The organism is Streptomyces lacrimifluminis (assembly GCF_014646095.1).
Lineage (GTDB): Bacteria > Actinomycetota > Actinomycetes > Streptomycetales > Streptomycetaceae > Streptomyces > Streptomyces lacrimifluminis.
Genome location: NZ_BMMU01000001.1, coordinates 66278 through 82407, shown reverse-complemented (window position 1 = coordinate 82407; position 16130 = coordinate 66278). Strand labels below are relative to the sequence as shown.

The 16130-nt window shown below is 69.8% G+C and carries 18 protein-coding genes; 3 read left to right on the top strand and 15 right to left on the bottom strand.

Features of this window, described 5'->3' with window-relative positions; all coding sequences use genetic code 11:
• Nucleotides 1-22: 22 nt before the first annotated feature.
• The 4 genes from IEY89_RS00395 to IEY89_RS00380 all read right to left on the bottom strand — a co-directional run bounded on the left by IEY89_RS00395 (nucleotide 23) and on the right by IEY89_RS00380 (nucleotide 4689).
• Complete coding sequence (locus IEY89_RS00395) at nucleotides 23-574, bottom strand: HAD domain-containing protein (RefSeq protein WP_189145172.1); 552 nt, start codon at nucleotides 572-574, stop codon at nucleotides 23-25.
• 21 nt (nucleotides 575-595) lie between these two features.
• A complete protein-coding gene (locus IEY89_RS00390; protein WP_189145171.1) occupies nucleotides 596-1309 on the bottom strand; it encodes a TetR family transcriptional regulator in 714 nt (237 codons plus the stop codon).
• Between the two features lie 86 nt (nucleotides 1310-1395).
• Nucleotides 1396-3564: an aminoglycoside phosphotransferase family protein gene (locus IEY89_RS00385; protein ID WP_189145170.1), complete on the bottom strand. Its 2169-nt coding sequence runs from the start codon at nucleotides 3562-3564 to the stop codon at nucleotides 1396-1398.
• A gap of 225 nt (nucleotides 3565-3789) precedes the next feature.
• Nucleotides 3790-4689, bottom strand: coding sequence for a winged helix-turn-helix domain-containing protein (locus tag IEY89_RS00380; protein WP_189145169.1), 900 nt, complete (start codon nucleotides 4687-4689; stop codon nucleotides 3790-3792).
• A gap of 172 nt (nucleotides 4690-4861) precedes the next feature.
• Between IEY89_RS00380 and IEY89_RS00375 the strand changes: the two genes are divergently transcribed.
• The gene (locus tag IEY89_RS00375; protein WP_189145168.1) at nucleotides 4862-5044 is read left to right on the top strand and encodes a hypothetical protein; all 183 of its coding nucleotides are present in this window, start codon (nucleotides 4862-4864) and stop codon (nucleotides 5042-5044) included.
• On the opposite strand, the gene IEY89_RS00370 is transcribed toward IEY89_RS00375, so the two are convergent.
• Entirely contained in the window at nucleotides 5035-5856 is an 822-nt protein-coding gene (locus tag IEY89_RS00370; protein ID WP_373287167.1) for an HAD family hydrolase, read from the bottom strand. The genes IEY89_RS00375 and IEY89_RS00370 overlap by 10 nt on opposite strands.
• A complete protein-coding gene (locus IEY89_RS00365) occupies nucleotides 5805-6686 on the bottom strand; it encodes a winged helix-turn-helix domain-containing protein (protein ID WP_189145167.1) in 882 nt (293 codons plus the stop codon). Before IEY89_RS00365 ends, IEY89_RS00370 begins: the two co-directional genes overlap by 52 nt.
• A gap of 211 nt (nucleotides 6687-6897) precedes the next feature.
• Here IEY89_RS00365 and IEY89_RS00360 point away from each other — a divergent pair, with 211 nt between their 5' ends.
• Nucleotides 6898-7086 (top strand): hypothetical protein, encoded by a 189-nt coding sequence (locus tag IEY89_RS00360; RefSeq protein WP_189145166.1) that lies wholly within the window; start codon nucleotides 6898-6900, stop codon nucleotides 7084-7086.
• Between the two features lie 33 nt (nucleotides 7087-7119).
• Here the strand turns inward: IEY89_RS00360 and IEY89_RS00355 are convergent, their stop codons facing one another.
• The 3 genes from IEY89_RS00355 to IEY89_RS00345 form a co-directional block, all read right to left on the bottom strand.
• Nucleotides 7120-7977, bottom strand: a complete 858-nt coding sequence (locus IEY89_RS00355; RefSeq protein ID WP_189145165.1) for a winged helix-turn-helix domain-containing protein — start codon at nucleotides 7975-7977, stop codon at nucleotides 7120-7122.
• 273 nt (nucleotides 7978-8250) lie between these two features.
• Nucleotides 8251-9531 carry a GNAT family N-acetyltransferase gene (locus IEY89_RS00350; RefSeq protein WP_189145164.1) on the bottom strand — a complete coding sequence of 427 codons (1281 nt, stop codon included), beginning with the start codon at nucleotides 9529-9531 and terminating at the stop codon, nucleotides 8251-8253.
• Between the two features lie 274 nt (nucleotides 9532-9805).
• A complete protein-coding gene (locus tag IEY89_RS00345) occupies nucleotides 9806-10426 on the bottom strand; it encodes an RsiG family protein (protein WP_189145163.1) in 621 nt (206 codons plus the stop codon).
• A gap of 198 nt (nucleotides 10427-10624) precedes the next feature.
• Here IEY89_RS00345 and dtd point away from each other — a divergent pair, with 198 nt between their 5' ends.
• Nucleotides 10625-11050, top strand: a complete 426-nt coding sequence (dtd, locus tag IEY89_RS00340) for a D-aminoacyl-tRNA deacylase (RefSeq protein WP_189145162.1) — start codon at nucleotides 10625-10627, stop codon at nucleotides 11048-11050.
• Between the two features lie 27 nt (nucleotides 11051-11077).
• Here dtd and ygfZ read toward each other — a convergent pair whose 3' ends face one another.
• From ygfZ to IEY89_RS00310, 6 genes are all read right to left on the bottom strand, one after another.
• Nucleotides 11078-12043, bottom strand: a complete 966-nt coding sequence (gene ygfZ, locus IEY89_RS00335; protein ID WP_189145161.1) for a CAF17-like 4Fe-4S cluster assembly/insertion protein YgfZ — start codon at nucleotides 12041-12043, stop codon at nucleotides 11078-11080.
• A gap of 10 nt (nucleotides 12044-12053) precedes the next feature.
• On the bottom strand, nucleotides 12054-12518 hold the full coding sequence (locus IEY89_RS00330) for a Fur family transcriptional regulator (RefSeq protein ID WP_189145160.1): 465 nt from the start codon (nucleotides 12516-12518) through the stop codon (nucleotides 12054-12056).
• A 67-nt stretch (nucleotides 12519-12585) separates the two neighbouring features.
• Entirely contained in the window at nucleotides 12586-13161 is a 576-nt protein-coding gene (locus IEY89_RS00325; RefSeq protein ID WP_189145159.1) for a heme-binding beta-barrel domain-containing protein, read from the bottom strand.
• A 302-nt stretch (nucleotides 13162-13463) separates the two neighbouring features.
• Nucleotides 13464-14360, bottom strand: a complete 897-nt coding sequence (locus tag IEY89_RS00320) for a hypothetical protein (RefSeq protein WP_189145158.1) — start codon at nucleotides 14358-14360, stop codon at nucleotides 13464-13466.
• Entirely contained in the window at nucleotides 14357-15214 is an 858-nt protein-coding gene (locus tag IEY89_RS00315; RefSeq protein ID WP_229694973.1) for a hypothetical protein, read from the bottom strand. The genes IEY89_RS00320 and IEY89_RS00315 overlap by 4 nt, the downstream gene beginning before the upstream one ends.
• Complete coding sequence (locus IEY89_RS00310) at nucleotides 15211-16047, bottom strand: hypothetical protein (protein WP_373287166.1); 837 nt, start codon at nucleotides 16045-16047, stop codon at nucleotides 15211-15213. Before IEY89_RS00310 ends, IEY89_RS00315 begins: the two co-directional genes overlap by 4 nt.
• Nucleotides 16048-16130 lie beyond the last annotated feature (83 nt).

Genomic DNA, 16130 nt, shown 5'->3' with positions numbered 1-16130 from the left:
GGCCCCCACGACAACTGCCGCCCTACGACCGGAGCCACGCCTCGACGGCCGCGAAGTCCGCGTCCAGCAGACCGTGGTGAGGATCGACCCGGTGCAACAGGGCCCGCCCCGGGTGGTGTTCGGCAACCCAGCGACGGTCGGCGTCGGTCACCTCGTCATCGACCCAGACGAAGTCCCGCCCGGCCGCTCGATCGACGAGCGGCCGGGTCTTCCAGTGCACGCCGGGCCCCCCGGGCAGGTCGTCGGGGGCCGGCTCCGGCCAGTGCACCACCGGGAGGTCCGGCAGGCCCAGCCACGGGGCGACGCACTCGTTCGCCTCGTCCATCCAGGTCGTGGCCCACACCAACTCGCAGGCCAGCGCGGCCAGTCGGGGCCCGAGAGCGGGATCGATCCTGGGCAGCAGCGGGTTCGCCCCGGATTCCGGGACGCGCAGTCGCCGGGCGGGCCGGTACGTCGGATAACCGTCCGGATACTGCTCCGGTGTGCCGCCGAACGGGATCAACGGTCCGTCGACGTCCAGGAAGAGGAGAGTGGGGACAGGGGGCGGAGCGGCAGGAAGAGAAGGGTTCGTCATCGTCCTTCTTGATACCGCAGCCTAAAACTCACCGCCCCCGTGTTCGGAGTTCAGAACGGCAACGCCCGCCCGTGCACGATCTCCAGCCGTGACCCCGCCCCCGTCAGCACCCGCACCCCTCTCCCCCAGCCACGGCAGCCCCGCCTCCAGCTGCCCGAACGCGCCCTCCGCCGCCGCGACCGCGTCCTCGCGTACCGCCTCCACGGTCTCCCCCGCCGCGATCCGGCGCCAGTTCTCCTGCGCGAGGATCCGCTGGACGGCGATGATCTGGCCGGCCGCGAGCCGGGCCGCCAGGGTGCCGCCGAGGGCGACGGCGAGCACGGCCTCCGACCGCTGCTGGTACTCGTACGCCCGCGCGACCAGCGACGCCGTGCCGTAGAGCAGTCGGTGGAAGGCGAGCACCTCGGGGGAGCCGTTGAGGCCGGTGACGGGGTCCTCGCGACTCAGCCCGTCGAGGAAGTGCCGGCGCAGCGCCTCGACCGGCGAAGCCTCCGCACCGGCCGCCCGTACCACCCGCGCCGCCTCGTCCTCGTGGTCCGCGAAGCGGTGCAGGACGAGATCCTCCTTGGCCGGGAAGTACCGGAACAGCGTCGGCTTGGAGATCCCGGCTGTGGCGGCGATCTCCGCGACGGACACCGCGTCGAAGCCCTTCGCGAGGAAGAGCCCGATCGCGATGTCGGACACGTGTCGGTAAGTCTGCTGCTTCTTGCGCTCGCGCAGCCCGGTTCCAGCCATGGGAGCGAGGGTACGCACTCGCCGGGCCCGCACGGAGCCGCCCGCCGCACACAGCCCCGCCGACGGCCCCGGGCACCTCCGGCCGGCTACCTCAGAGCGAGCGCCAGATACGGGTTCTCCGTGGAACGGGCCGGCAGGCCCAGCGCGGCCGTGGCCGACGCCAGCGTCATCGCGTACGAGTCGACCGCGCGACGGACGTTCGGGGCGTCCAGGCCGGCGCCGGTGACCAGGCGATCCAGGTCGATGTAGGCGGACCGGACGATCTCGATGTCCCGGTACACCCGCCAGTCCTGTCGCCAGTCGCCCGTGTACTCCGGCGACAGCAGGCGCTCCCAGCGTCGGAACATCCGTTCGCGGATCTCCGACCGGGTCGGCGTGAGGTGCATGTGCCGCACCAGGTCGTAGAGGGGGTCGCCGACGACGGCCATCTCCCAGTCGATGATGGTCAGCACCAGCGGGTCGTCCCGCCGGACGAGGTTCCACGGGTTGAGGTCACCGTGCAGCAGCGTCGGCACGCGTTCGTTCACGACGTGCCTGCCCAGGATCTCCCGCAGCCGGTCGGCGTCGGGCAGCCCGAGAACCCTGGCCAGCTGCTGCGACTCTCTGGGCAAGTCCTGTACCAGGATGACGAGTTGCTCGCTCAGCCAGCCGTAGAAGTCTCCCTCGCCCGCCGCCGGGTCGAGCGCGTGGTAGTCCACGTCCGTCAGCGCGCGGAGCTGGTCGACGAGCGCGTCCGCCTCGTGCGGCAGCAGGCCGTTCACCGGATGGCTCGGCGGCTGGTCGATGTCGCGCCGGCCCGCGTACGTGTGGACGGCGAAGCGCTCGTTCCGGTAGCCGCTGCCCAGGGCGAGGACCCTCGGCGCCGCCACCGCGACGGACGACTCCTCGATGGCCTGGAGCACCGCGTGCTCACTGAGGAAACTGGGCTCGCGCCGGCAGGCCTTCGGCACCTGGCGCCGGACGACCACGGGAAAGTCGACGCCCCCGACCCAGACCACCGAGTTGAGATGCGCGGTCCCCTTGAAGACCCGGTTGGCCGGCGCCGCGCCCTCCGCGAGCAGCGCGCGGTGCACATCGGCACGGGAGAACTCGGAATGCTCCGGGACCCGGTCGTCCGGCGTCCAGTGGATGTCGTCCGCCCCCCACCCCCGGCCGCGCTTCCTCCCGTCCTCCCGGGATGCCTGCCAGCGGAAGAGGATGCGCTCGATCTCGTCCGTGCCCGGTACGTTCCGGAGCCCGAGCGGCGCTGCCGCCGCCTTCAGGGCCCTGCGCACCGACGCCGTCGCCTCGTCCAGACTCTTCTGGTCGAACGTGTCCTCCAGGGACTGCGCGGCCCGCATGACGTCCGGGAAGACGGACTGCGCCCGCTCGAAGTCCACGTAGTGGCGCAGGTCCTTGCCCAGACCCTTGACTGCGGCGGGGCGGACGGGCCCCATGGCCTCCGCCCAGGCACCGATCACGTCGTCCCACTGGTGGTCGGGGTACTGCATCCGGACGAGATGCGTCGCCAGGTCGTGCAGGGGGTCGCCGTAGGTCGCCAGTTCCCAGTCGACGCAGATGAGGGGCGGGTCACCGTCGTAGGAGACGATCAGGTTGTCGCGGTGCAGATCCGCGTGCAGCAGGCTGTAGGGCCGCCGTGTCATGGCCGGCACCCGTTCGGCCAACCGGGTGAGGGCGTCCTCCGGAATGCCGAGCGCCGTGAACAGGCCCCCGAAGGCGAGCCAGTTGCGTCGGCGGATCTGACGGTCGGCCAGCTGGGCGAGCACCCGCAGAAAGCCCTGACTGTCGGTGAGGTTGCGGGGCCAGACCTCGGGCAGGGGCGGCAGAGCGCCTCGGCGCACCCGCGTCATCTGGGCAAGCAGGCCGGCCAGCGCCTTCATGAGGAGGGTGTCGACGGGCTTGCCGTTTCCGCAGACGCTGGAGAGCGGTACACCTTCCACATAGCTGTGGACGGTGAACCCGTCGCCCTCCAGCAGGCACTTCGGCACATTCGGCAGCGCGCTGTGCACGGCGTCGAGGATGCGCGCCTCGTCCCGCCAGGTGCGGATCACGACGGGCAGCGCCACCTCCCGCCGGATGCGGACGGTGACCGGCGTACCGGCCGCGAGGCCCACCTTGTGCGCCACGTCCTCCGTCAGCGGCAGGACGTAGTTCTGGTTGTGGTGACCGTTGCTCGCCCCGCCGTGCCGTGCGGCACGTGCCACGAACGCCTCGATGATGTCCGGCGAACCGGCGTCGGCGCTCTCCCCTGTCATGAAACGGGGAACTGGGGGTGCGCCCACTGGCTGCTCCGGGACTCGCGCGAGGATGGATGGTGCGGCAGAACGGTGTTGTTCCCAGGTGATACTCCGCGCGGCTTGAGCGGCAACTGAGCGGACACGACGGGTGGTCTGCCACTCTGCTGCGTCAGGTCGCCGAGGTTGGCCTGTTCGCCATCCATACGTATGCGCACGAGCTGTTGCTCACACGGTTCGGGCATGCTAGCGCACAGCCGGGGACTCCTCGGAGAGGAGTTGCCAGACCGAGTCGAACCAGTTCTGCATGCTCTCAACGAAGGTGGAACCCGGTGAGTTCGGGTCGCCGTCCCGTACGTGGTGCGTCAGCGTGGCACCCAGGCCCAGGACGTCGAGGGCCTCGACCGTCTTCCGCCTGTCCACCACCACCGGCCGCCGGATCACCTCGTACATGCCGTGCAGCGCTTCCACACCGTTGATCAGATAGAGCTTGAAGGCGGGGGTCAACGGTGCGTAACGGACCTCCAGCCGGATCTCCGGGACCAGCCCCTCGGCCGTCAGCTCCGCCAGCACTCCGCGCAGGGAATCGGTGTGCCGACCGGTGATGTCGCGGAGTCGGTCGCGCAGGAGCGGGTCGTGCTTCGCGTCGGTTCCCCTCGGATAGGGCAGGGACTCCGTGTCGTACGGCAGGAGCATCCGCAGTGCGATGCGCTGCGGAACTATGGCGTGGGCCCTGATCCGTTCCGCCTGGAGGCGGATGTGCGCGTCCAGGGTCTCGGACGTCAACGTGTAGACGTCCAGGGTGACTTCGGGCTGTTCGAACGCCTCGCTGATGAGTGGCCCCAGGGTCACGGCCTGGCGCGACCGGGTGGCCTTGGGCGCCGTGGACTGGATGCGCTGGACCTTGACGACCCGGGATCCGCTGCCCTGCCGGGACTCGATCCAGCCCTCGTTGCGCAGTTCCCTCAGGACACGCTGCACGGTGTCACGGGACACCCCGAACTCCTGCGCGAGGTCGCGCTGCGCGGGCATCAGGGAGCCCAGCGGGTACACCCCGCCCGTCATACGGTGCCGCAGTTCGTCGGCGACGCGGTCGAACTCCCGGCCGCCACCGTCGGCGGCCTGCTGTCCTCCCTCGTGTCCCATACTCCGACCGTACCGCTTCCGGTCCATTTGCAAACAGATTTCAGTCAACTGAACCATCAACTACCAAGCCGGTTAAGGGATCTACCGCACCGGGCAGACCACCTTCATCAACCGGTCCAATTGGACGGCGAGTTGAACGCTTCACGCAAAGTGGAAGGGGAGGGTGGGGAGGATGGTTCTGTACCAAGCGGCCTTGGCACTGGGCGAGTTCCTGCTGGGGCGGCTGGCCCAGTCGAGACTCGGGGTGCTGGGCCTGCTGCTCCTGGCGACGGTCTGCGTGGGCATCCGGGCACGCCACACCGGCCTGGCCGTCGGCGCGGTGGTGGTCTTCACCCTGCTGATGACTCAGGCCTGACCGCGCAGCAGCTTCAGTACGGGCTCCAGCGAGCCCACGATCGTCTCGGCACCCGCGTCCCGCAGCAGCTTCTCCTTGTCCGCGTTACGCGCGTAGCCGAGGAACGGCACACCGGCCACCTGCGCGGCGACGTAGTCCGAGGGGGTGTCGCCGATCATGAGCGCGGACGACGGCGCCGCCCCCATAGCGTTCAGCGCACGGTTGAGACAGTGCGGGTGGGGCTTGAGATGGCTCAGCTCCCGTGTGCGGCCGTAGACGTGCGGGGCGAAGCACGAGGCCAGACCACGGCTCGCCAGATACTGGTGGACCACGAGCGGGGAGTTGTTCGTGGCGACCGCGAGCCGCGCACCGACCGCTGTCCAGGTGCGGATCAGCGGGTCGGCGTACGGGGTGGGCATCGCCAGGCCCGTGGCCCGGAGTTCCTCATGCGTGAGACGTTTCTCCAGCTCGTCCACCAGGTCGCTCCCCGGATGCCGGCGGTCGACGGCCCGCAGCACGACGTGCGGATCCAGGGACTCGCGCTCCGCCTCCGTCAACAGACCGTGCAGGCCGCGCCCTTCGAGCCACTCGACGAGGTCGATCGCCACGCGTTGCGCCGAGTGGCCCGCGAACAGGGCGCAGATGGGTCCGTCGAAGTCCCAGAGCACGACGTGTGCGCGGGCGACCGGTTCCCGCAGCTCGTCGATCATGGAGTCGATCACGGAGTCGTCCTCGGCCGCCGGTTCGGTCGCCAGTTCGGTCTGTGTCGTATCAGAGGTCACTAGGAGAGTGTCAGGTCCGTCGTGATGGTTTCCCAGAGGGCGTCGAACCACTTCTGGGATTGCTCGACGAACGCCGTGTCCCGTTCCCCGGCGCCCTTCTCGAACGAGAAGAGGAGCGACTCGGTCCCCAGGGTGTCGTACATGTCGAGCGTCACCCCGCTCTCCACCGCCTCCTCACGGCGGGCGATCATGTAGTACGCGATCAGCGCCTCCGTCCCGTTGAGCAGGTACAGCTTCACCGGCGGGGTGAACGGCAGCGCCCTGAACGTCACCCGTACGTCGATGCCGTGCGACGAGCGCAGGGCCCGCAGATTGTGCTGGAGGACGTGCCCCTGGGCGTTGCGCTGGAGCAGCCAGCGCTGGTGGACGGGGTCGTCCTCGCTGCGGCCCTCGACAGGGACCGGGAAGGCCAGCGCGATGTCCCGGGACGGGAGCAGGATGCGTACGTCGATCCGCTCGGGCCGGATGCGGCCCTCGTGGATCAGCCGGACGGACTCCCCGACGGCCAGCATCAGGCTCTCCGCGGTGAGACAGGCCGCGTCGATCCGGACGTGCGGGACCGAGAACGCCTCCGTCAGACGCGGCGCCAGCCCCACCATCGTCGGCTGGGGCCCTTCCCTGGGCGGGGCCGCCTCGGCGACGCGCGGCGGACTGCCCTTGCTGACGTTGGTGAGCAGCTGCTCGGCGTGCAGGATGCGCAGCGCCTCACGGACGGCACCGCGCTCGACGCCGAACTCCTCGGCCAGCTCGGCCTGGGTGGGCAGGCGGTCGCCCGGCTGCAGTTCGCCGGTGCGGATGCGGTCACGCAGGGCGGTGGCGATCTCCTGGGGCGTCTGTCTTCTGCTGCCGTTCACTGCCACGTTCTCCTGAGTCACGACCAAACGCTACAACTCCGATCCATCTTTGGGGAGTTGTTTGAAAGTTGTTTTGAAGTAGTGGCCAAGTGGGGACAACCTAAAGAGAGTTGGTTACCAACTTGGTGAAGTTGGCGGAATCCTCGCCTCCTTTCTGCCACCCTGCGACACCGCCCCGGATCGGCCTCGGATCCACCCCGGACAGCGCCCCGGTCACCGCCCTGAAGGAGGAACCACCATGCCCGCCATCGCTCTCCTCGCCGCCGTCTTCATCAGCGGCATCCAGCAGTTCGTCAGCTGGCAGTACGGCACCTCCGGCGTCGTCGGCCTGCTGCTGCTCACCATCGGCATCAAGGCCAGGAACGCGACCCTCAGCTCCATCGGAGCGGTCGTGCTCGCCCTGCTCGTCACCGGGCCCGCCCTGTGACGACGACGGCCGCGATCAGCCGTGGGAGACGTGTCAGTCCGTGAGCACCAGCTCCGAACTGATCGTCTCCCACAGTGCGTCGAACCACAGATGCGACTGTTCCACGAACGTCGAGTCGCGCAGCCCGGCGCCCCGCTCGAACGCGAACAGCGTCGACCGGACACCCTCGGCGTCGTACATCTCCACCTGCTCGTGGTCGATCTCCGCCTCGCTTCTCTTCAGCGTGTAGTACGCGAAGAGCGCCTCCGCCCCGTTGAGCAGATACAGCTGCACCGGTGGCGTGAACGGCAGCGCCCGGAAGGAGACGCGCACGTCGATACCGTGCGTGCCGCGCAGGGCCAGCAGGTTGTGCCGCAGGACCTGCCCCTGGGCGTTGCGGTGGGTCAGCCAGCGGCGTTGCAGCCGGCCGGTGGCCGAGGCCCCGGCCGGGGAACCGTCCGCCAGCTCCACCGGCGCCGGGAACGCGAGGTCGATGTCACGACTCGGCAGTAACACCCGGACGTCGATTCTGGCCGGATTCAGCCGTCCGGCGTGGATCTGGCGCAGCGGCTCCCCGATGGCGAGGGTGAGCGCGACGGACGTCAGACACAGGGCGTCGACGGCGACGTGCGGCGCCGCGAAGGCCGCCGCGACACGGGGCGCGAGGGCCCCGATGGTGGGCAGCGGCGGGGCGACGGGGCCGGTCGGCACCGGTCCGGGATCGGGAGCGACCGTCGCCGGGCTGCCTTTGCTGACGTTGGTCAGCAGCCGCTCGGCATACAGGATGCGCAGCGCGTCACGGACGGCACCCCGCTCGACACCGAACTCCTGGGCCAGCCTGGCCTGGGTGGGCATGCGCTGGCCCGGCCGCAGCTCACCGGTCCTGATCCGGCTGCGCAGGGCGTCGGCCACGTCTCGGTGTGACCTATGGGACTCCACAACCAAACACTACAACTTCCCGCCATCCTTGGGCAGTTCAAGGGAAGGTGGTTATAAGACGCCCTCAGGTGGAGATAAGGAAGGAGAAGTTGGCTACCAACTTCTCCAACATGGTCAAACCTTCCACAGGTTGGCGACCGAACTCTCTTCCGGAGGGGAGCCTGGAGCTCGGCAGCCACCACGACCGGAAAGGAGGTCGGATCGGAGCCGGTTCAGAGCCGGATCGGCATCGGATCAGGAATCGGATCAGAAGATGTCCGGGCACCACGGTCGCCTGGACGTACGCAGCAGGGCGTCGGCCACCCGGGCGGCGCCCGCTCGTTCCTCCCGCACCCGGCCCAGCGCCGCCAGCCGCACCGCCGACTCGTCACCGAGCCACAGCGCCGCCAACTCCCTTACATCCAGCGTGATTTCGGCAGCGTCACGGACCCCGGGCGTGCAGAAGCCGACACCCTCCGCGGACACCTCTAGCCGGTACCGCCCCCCGGCGAACCCAGCCGCGTCGACAACCTCCAGGACGAGCCCACGACTGCCGCCGACCGCCCCCGACCCCGTCCCGTCGTACGGACGTGCCTCCAGCGCCCGTACGACGTCCAGGATCCGCACCCACAGCCAGTCCGCGTGCGTGGTCAGCCTGGCCGCCCGCGGGTCCGGCAGGAAGAAGGGGAGCAGATCGTCCGGGGCGCGCCAGCCGGTCTTGACCTTGGTGATCCAGTCGATCGAGCAGAGGTACTGCCACAGGGCGCGCTCGGCGGCCGGCGTCGCGGCGATCAGCCAGTTCACGTCGGCGGTGTCCTGCGGCTGCTTGGCGTCCCATTTGTCGTCGGCCTCGTACGAGACGAGCCCGTCGACCTCGCCGTCCGCCGAACGGTGGACGGCGTAGAAGGGCTCGTCCCAGGACTCCCCGAACCGCACCACACCGGTGTTGACCTGCCACCAGCGCTCGTCCCGGCTGACGGCACCCGGCTGCTGCCGCGCGAGCCGCGTGTGCAGCTCGGGTCCCAGCTTCCGTACGTCCGCCGCGTCCACGAGGTCGATACGGCCGCCGTCCGCCGGGCCCGACCAGCGGGGGTCGAGGCCCGCGCGCGGTACGTCGATCGTCCATTCGGAGGCCCAGGTGGCGGGCCCGAAGCCGTACCGCCCGTAGATCCGGTACTCGGCGGCGATCAGCGTGGCGACGACGTCCCCGCGCTCCTTCGCGGCGGCGAGGTCCTGGGCCATCATGCGGGTGAGGATGCCTCGGCGGCGGTGGGTGGACGTGACGGTGACGTTCGAGATCGCGTCGGCGGAGACGGTCGCGCCGCCGCCCACGCTCAGTTCCTGGGGGAACGAGCGGAAGGTCGCCACGCATCGTTCGCCGTCGTACGCGCCGAGCATCCGCCCGGGCAGAAATCCCCCGCGGCGTGCCTCCAGCTCCGTGTCCGTGACCTCGGGCGACCGGAGGAACCCGGTGCTCAGGGCCCGGGTCCACTCCCGGAGGCCGTCCTCGGTGACGGTGCGTATGCCGACGTCGGCGGGGGAGGTCATGGGGCCAGGCTAGGGCGGGGGTGGGTGGGGTGTCGCGCGGTTTTCCTCGCCCCCGCCGCCCCTACCCGTCCCATCCCGTTCCTGGGGACTGCGCCCCCAGACCCCCGCATCGGCCCTGAACGGGCCTCGTCCTCAAACGCCGGACGGGCTGGGTGTGCCTGGGCCTGCGCTGGACACAGACGGTGAACGGGTGGGTGGGAAACACCGCCTGGGCTGCAAAGACGGCAAGGGCGGGTGGGTGGGAAACACCGGGCAGGCTGAGGGATGCCGGTGCTCAGAGCAGCAGGTCCTCCACCTGGGCCTCGCCCTCGCGGTACCGGCGCGCGATCTCCCCGCTGCAGTCGTCCGCAGTGCGCTGCAAACCCTGCCGCCGCCGCGAGACCTGCTGCTCGTACCCCACCAGCCGGCCCATCGCCGCCGTCAGCTCCAGGTCCGTCCGCGCGTCCAGGTCCGACAGCTCGACCTCGGCGAGCATCTCCGCCGCCAGCCGCCCGTACAACTCGCTGTGCGGCGTCCCCAGCGTCACGTGTCGCGCCGACGACCGGTGCCGCGCCGGCGCGTCCGTCAGGATCTCCGACAGCCGCTCGACGACCGACGCCTCCCCCACCGCGACCACCGACGTGGGCGCGCGCCGCGCGAGTTCCGCGCGCAGGATGTCGATGCGCCCCTGCAGCAGCCGCCGTACGTAACTGAGGTCGGCCTCGTCGCGCTGGGCCTCCCGGCGCAGGACGCGCAGCTCGGCCAGTCGCAGCACGCCGAGGTCGTGCTCGGGCGGCGTGGGAGCCAGCAGCGAACTGATCGAAGTGACCGGAGCATCCGGAGCAGCCGCACCGACGTTGCGCTGCCCGGGCGGTCGGGCGGCCGTATGAGGCCGCCCGGTACTCGGTGTGCTCATGTGCCTCTACCGTCCCCTCGACAGGCGAATGGGTAGCATCGTGCCACCCCCGGTGGCCGCTATGTGACCGAGTGCCCCCGAACGGCCCCAGATAAGGGCTTAAAGATCAAAAAGAATCCCTTCATGGCCCCACAGAACCGGTCCGGTCGCCACGACTTGACGTCCATGGCCTTCATGGCGGCACGGCATGATGGGCCCATGCGTGCAGTGGTGCAGAGAGTGGACGGCGCGAGCGTCGTCGTGGACGGCGAGGTGACCGGGGAGATCGCGGGCGAGGGCCTGTGCGTCCTCGTCGGGGTCACGCACGAGGACACGAAGGAGAAGGCGGCCCAACTGGCTCGCAAACTCTGGTCGATCCGCATGCTGGCGGACGAGAGGTCGTGCTCCGACATCGACGCCCCGCTGCTCGTCATCAGCCAGTTCACCCTGTACGGCGACGCCCGCAAGGGCCGCCGTCCCACCTGGCACGCGGCGGCCCCCGGCGACGTGGCCGAACCGCTCGTCGACGAGGTGGTCGCCCAACTCCGTTCCCTGGGCGCGACGGTGGCCACGGGCCGCTTCGGCGCCCAGATGCGGGTCTCCCTGACGAACGACGGCCCGTTCACGGTCCTCGTCGAGATCTAGGAAGCCCGGAAACCCAGAAGCCGAGAGCTACGGCTCGACCACGACCTCCTGCGCGGCAGCCGTCGTGTCGGCGACCAGCCGCGCGTCCACCGCCACGTTCCGCTTCACCAGCGCGAGCGCGACCGGACCCAGCTCGTGATGCCGTACGGACGTCGTGATGACGCCGATCTTCCGCCCGTCGGGCCCGTCGTCCGCGAGCCGGAGTTCCGTGCCGGGCGGCGGCAGGTGGACCTCGCTGCCGTCCAGGTGCAGGAACACGAGCCGACGCGGCGGCTTGCCCAGGTTCTGGACGCGGGCGACCGTCTCCTGCCCCCGGTAGCAGCCCTTCTGCAGATGCACCGCCGTGCCGATCCAGCCCAGCTCGTGCGGGATGGTCCGGTGGTCGGTCTCGAAGCCGACGCGCGGCCGGTGCTGCTCGACCCGCAGCGCCTCGTACGCCAGCAGCCCCGCCGCCGGCCCCGCCTTCTCGGCGTACGACTCCAGCTCGCCACGGGGAAGGAAGAGGTCACGCCCGTACGCCGTCTCGCGTACGACGACACCCTCGGGAACCTCCGCGATGGCCCCCGCGGGGAGGTGGACGACGGCGAACTCGTCCGTCCGGTCGGCGACTTCGACCCGGTAGAAGAACTTCATCGACTCCAGGTAGGCGATCAGCGCCTCCTGGGTCCCTGGCTCCACATGGGCCCAGGTGGTCGTGCCGTCGTCGACCAGGTACAGCGCGTGCTCGATGTGACCGTTCGCGGACAGCACCAGCGCCTCGGTGGCCTGGCCCACGGGCAGGTCGCTGACGTGCTGGGTGAGCAGCAGGTGCAGCCAGGTCAGCCGGTCGTCGCCGGTGACGGTGACCACGCCGCGGTGGGAGAGGTCGACGAATCCGACGCCCTCGGCGAGGGCACGCTGTTCGCGGAACAGCTCGCCGTAGTGGGCGGCGACGCCTTCGTCCACCCCCTCGGCGGGGACGGCGCCGGGCAGGAACAGCAGAGGGCTCTTCATGGGGACAAGCCTACGACTCGGTAGTTGAAACCTTGGCCGCCGAAGCCTTGGCCGAAGCCTTGAGGGAGCAGTCCTTGCAACGGCCGAAGATCGCGAAGTGCTTCATGTCGGTCTCGAACCCGAAGTCCTCGCGCAGCTTGGCGGTGAAGTCCGCGGCGACGGCGACATCCGTCTCGATCACGTTCTCGCAGTCGCGGCAGACCAGATGGATGTGGTGGTGCCGGTCCGCGAGGTGGTAGGTCGGCGCCCCGTGCCCGAGGTGGGCGTGGCTGACCAGCCCCAGCTCCTCCAGCAGCTCCAGGGTTCGGTAGACCGTGGAAATGTTGACCCCCGACGCCGTCTTCCTCACTTCCACGAGGATGTCGTCGGGGGTCGCGTGCTCCAGGGTGTCCACGGCTTCGAGGACAAGCTGGCGTTGCGGGGTCAGCCGGTAACCGCGCTGCCGCAGATCACTTTTCCAGTCGGTGCTCACCACACCACGAGTCTAGGACCACTTGCCGGGTCCACTCACTGGGTCTGCTCACCGGCTCTGCTCGCCGGCCCTACTTGAAGAAGGCGATCCCGTCGTCCGGCATGTCGTCCGGCAGGGCCTTCGCCCAGCGTTCGACGTCCTCCGGGGTGACGACCTTCTTCAGGTGCGCCGACATGTACGGGCGCAGCTCGACGTCCGGGGTCTGCTTCTCGCCGACCCACATGAGGTCGCTGTGCACGTACCCGTAGAGCCGCTTGCCGCCGGTGTACGGCCCCGAGGCCGCCGTCCGCGCCACGGCGTCGGTCACGATGTCGATCTGCGGCTTCTTGGCGGCCAGCTCGCCGTACCAGACCTCGACGACACCGTCCTGGCGGACCATGACGACCTCGACCTTGCGGTCGGCGTCGACCCGCCAGTAGCCGGACTCGGACTCCAGGGGCCGGACCTTGTTGCCGTCGGCGTCCAGCACCCACGAGTGGGAGTGGTACTCCAGGAAGTCACGTCCGTCGTGCGTGAAGGTGACCTCCTGCCCGAAGTTGCACTTCTCGTCACCGGGGAAGTCGTAGACCCCCGCGCCGGCCCACTCACCGAGCAGGAAGACGAGCGGCACAAGGTCCTTGTGGAGGTCGGACGGGATCTCGATCATGAGCTGCTATTCCTGCTATTCCTGCGATTCCTGGTGGCGGGGGTCAGCGCTGGCCCTGGTACAGCTTCTTGACCGTGAGACCGGCGAAGGCGAGAACGCCGACGGCGACCAGAACCAGCAGGGCTTCGAAGAATGCCTCAAGCACGGGGTGCTCCTCGGACGATCGGTTGGGCAGTACACGCGGTACAGGTCGGTACACGCAGTACGCAAGGGCCGGGCCCCACTCTAGTCGGGTGGGGCCCGGTCCTCACGGCGAGGTCCACAGAGGTCCGCGGAGGTCCGTCAGACATCCTCAGAGCTCCTCAGCCGAGCAGCTGACTCTGCAGGGTGACCGTCTGCTGGAAGGGGACGGCCTCGGCGGTCCCCTTGCGGGACTGGAGGATCACCGCGTAGACGTCCCCGGCCACGAGGTAGGCCTGGCGGACCTGCTCGGCGCCGTACGGCTTCGCCTCCACGTAGGCGGTGCGGGCGATGTCCACCATTTCGGAGGAGCCCGGGAAGCCACTGTCGTAGCGGGTCTCACCGGCGCCCCGCACCTGATAGACCGGGGAGGAGTACGAGGCGGCGTAGCGTGCCATCCCCTCCTCCACAACGGTCGCCGTGCCGAATCTGAGCAGGTAGACGCGGGTCCGGGTGCCGTCGGGTGTGGTCCAGCCGCGAGCGGCGATGTGCCGCAGGCCGAGATCGACGAGCCGCTGCCCGAGGGCGTCCCGGTCCTCCTTCAGTTCGTACTCCGCCAGGTAGTCCTTCGTCGCCAGCCAGCCGTCCGAGCCGCGCAGCGTCTTGTCCTCCTTCGCTCCCTCGGGCGCGGGCAGGACGAGGGCGCGCAGATCGGCGTGGTGCGTCCCTGCCGCGTTGTCCTTGGCGAAGGGCCCGGGGCTGCCTGCGGGCAGCGGCGGCTTGGTGAGCTGCGGGAAGTCCCAGCGCCCGTCCGACTCGGTGGCCAGTCCCGGTACGTCCGTACGCTCCATGCCCGCGATCCCGTACGCCGTCGCCGTACCGGCCGCGGCGAGGACGGCGAGGGCGGCGGTCCAGCGCAGGAGAGCGGGCAGGACCCGCCGGCCCCTCGCCACCGGGGGCGCCGCGGGACCGGGCTGTGCCTCGCCGGTGGCGGCGGACGGTCCGGCGCTGTTTGGTGACTCGCCGACGAGGGCGCTGTCCGGTTCGGCTTCGTCGATCAGTCGTGGCTGCTCGGTCATACGGCTTCCCCCGGCTCGGTGATGCGGTCGAGCTGGGTGCGCACCAACGTCGTGATGCCCTTGGTGTCGAGTGGCTGCGCACCGTACGCCGTGACGGTGACCAGGACGCCTCCCACGTAGGCGGAGCAGAGCATCCTGTCGAGCGCCACGTCGTCCTCACCCTTGAGCCGCTGGAAGCACCGGGCGTCGTCGTGCCCCTCGATCTTCATGCCTTTACGGAAGAGTCCCGAGGCGTCGAGGAACCTGTTCTGGAACGTGGAGCTGCGGCGGACGGCCGACCTGTTCTCCATCCGGGCGAGCACGACGGTCACCGAGGAGACGGACACATTGCGCACATGGGCGTACGTCCGGTCGCTGAAGTAGCTGCGTGCCGCCATACCCTTGATGCGCTGCTGGTCGATCATTCCTTCCAGCTCCTTGCGCTGGTCGCGAGGCAGCCCACGCAGGGATTCCTTCCGCAGGGCCGTGGCCTGGGCTCCGCCGAGCTCCACGTCGGAACCGAACGGCGCGACGTCCGGCCCCTGGATCCAGGTGCCCTTGTCACCGCCGCCGGTGAGGCCGGTGCCTTCACCACTGCCGTACGGCACGAGCACGCCGGCGAGCCCCTGCCTGGCCGACGCCTTCTTCTCGGTCTCGCGCTCGGGGAACTTCCAGGTCGGAGCACCGGCGTCACGGTCGGCCGCCCGCACGGTCACCACCGTGTGGACCACCCCGGCGACCAGCGCACCGGCCAGCACCACGGACCCGGCCACGGCTGCGAAGCGCACGCGCCGGACAGGTTCGCCGGGCAGTGAACCCGGCTGCGCCTCCGGGCCTACGCGAATCTCGTCGCGAACCTCGTCGCGCTCACTCATAGCCGCTCCATCTGCCGCTCGGCCAGATCCATGATCGTCTTCTTCGGGATCGGCTTGCTGTCGTAGATCCAGATCTCCATCGCGACATCCCCGCGCCAGGCGTGCGCCTCGGCCGAGTACTGCGGCTCGTATCCGGGCTCGGTGTACGGCCGGGTGTGTACGTACGCCCTGTCGTTCCCGGTGCCGGGGATGCCCCAGCTGTCGGTGCCGTCCCCGTCCTCCGCCCACCCCTGGTGATCGCTGACGGAGTCGACGGCCGCCGTGCTGTTCCCCTGCCGGAACTGCACGAGCCGGATCTGCACGCTGAACGCACGGCCACTCTCCCAGCCGACGACGGCCGCCCGGCGGAACTCGTCCTCGGCCATACGGTCGAACCTGTCGCCCGGGTCGACGAAGTTGCCGAGATAGGCGGCGAAATCCAACCAACCGTCAGTGGACTCCAGCCATTCGGGGACCTTCGTGCCGGCCGGCTTCCGCAGCAGCAGCTTGCGCAGATCGCCATCGGTCCGCACCTGTCGGTCCTGGGCGGCCGACAGCGGCTCCGGCCCCTCGCCGCCCGCCTGCGCGAGCACCGGCTGCGACAGCGGAGGCAGCGGCGTGGGCTCACGGTCGGCCTGTACGAGATATCCGGCACAGGTTCCGGCGACGACCCCGAGCACGGCGGCACCGGCGATCAGCAGCGTCGTACGCCCGCGCCGACGCACCCGCGGCGGCGCGGGCGGTTCCTGCGGGGCTTCAGCGGCCTCCGTCACAGCCGGTTCCTCCGCGCCCTCGACGACCTCCAGGGTCTTCGGCGCTTCGGGTTCTTCCGAGACTTGCAAGACGTCCCCCATGCAACGTGACGCACGGATTCCCTATCCGCGCGCACAGGAGCCCCATGGTGAACGCCCAGAGTTGTAAGGAAGTCGATCACGAT

Coding starts and splice junctions, on each gene's coding strand:
- IEY89_RS00375 (WP_189145168.1), top strand. CDS start 4,862: ATGGTTCTGTACCAAGCGGCCTTGGCACTGGGCGAGTTCCTGCTGGGG.
- IEY89_RS00360 (WP_189145166.1), top strand. CDS start 6,898: ATGCCCGCCATCGCTCTCCTCGCCGCCGTCTTCATCAGCGGCATCCAG.
- ygfZ (WP_189145161.1), bottom strand. CDS start 12,043: ATGAAGAGCCCTCTGCTGTTCCTGCCCGGCGCCGTCCCCGCCGAGGGG.
- IEY89_RS00345 (WP_189145163.1), bottom strand. CDS start 10,426: ATGAGCACACCGAGTACCGGGCGGCCTCATACGGCCGCCCGACCGCCC.
- IEY89_RS00325 (WP_189145159.1), bottom strand. CDS start 13,161: ATGATCGAGATCCCGTCCGACCTCCACAAGGACCTTGTGCCGCTCGTC.
- IEY89_RS00390 (WP_189145171.1), bottom strand. CDS start 1,309: ATGGCTGGAACCGGGCTGCGCGAGCGCAAGAAGCAGCAGACTTACCGA.
- IEY89_RS00315 (WP_229694973.1), bottom strand. CDS start 15,214: ATGAGTGAGCGCGACGAGGTTCGCGACGAGATTCGCGTAGGCCCGGAG.
- IEY89_RS00320 (WP_189145158.1), bottom strand. CDS start 14,360: ATGACCGAGCAGCCACGACTGATCGACGAAGCCGAACCGGACAGCGCC.
- dtd (WP_189145162.1), top strand. CDS start 10,625: ATGCGTGCAGTGGTGCAGAGAGTGGACGGCGCGAGCGTCGTCGTGGAC.
- IEY89_RS00310 (WP_373287166.1), bottom strand. CDS start 16,047: ATGGGGGACGTCTTGCAAGTCTCGGAAGAACCCGAAGCGCCGAAGACC.
- IEY89_RS00380 (WP_189145169.1), bottom strand. CDS start 4,689: ATGGGACACGAGGGAGGACAGCAGGCCGCCGACGGTGGCGGCCGGGAG.
- IEY89_RS00395 (WP_189145172.1), bottom strand. CDS start 574: ATGACGAACCCTTCTCTTCCTGCCGCTCCGCCCCCTGTCCCCACTCTC.
- IEY89_RS00350 (WP_189145164.1), bottom strand. CDS start 9,531: ATGACCTCCCCCGCCGACGTCGGCATACGCACCGTCACCGAGGACGGC.
- IEY89_RS00385 (WP_189145170.1), bottom strand. CDS start 3,564: ATGACAGGGGAGAGCGCCGACGCCGGTTCGCCGGACATCATCGAGGCG.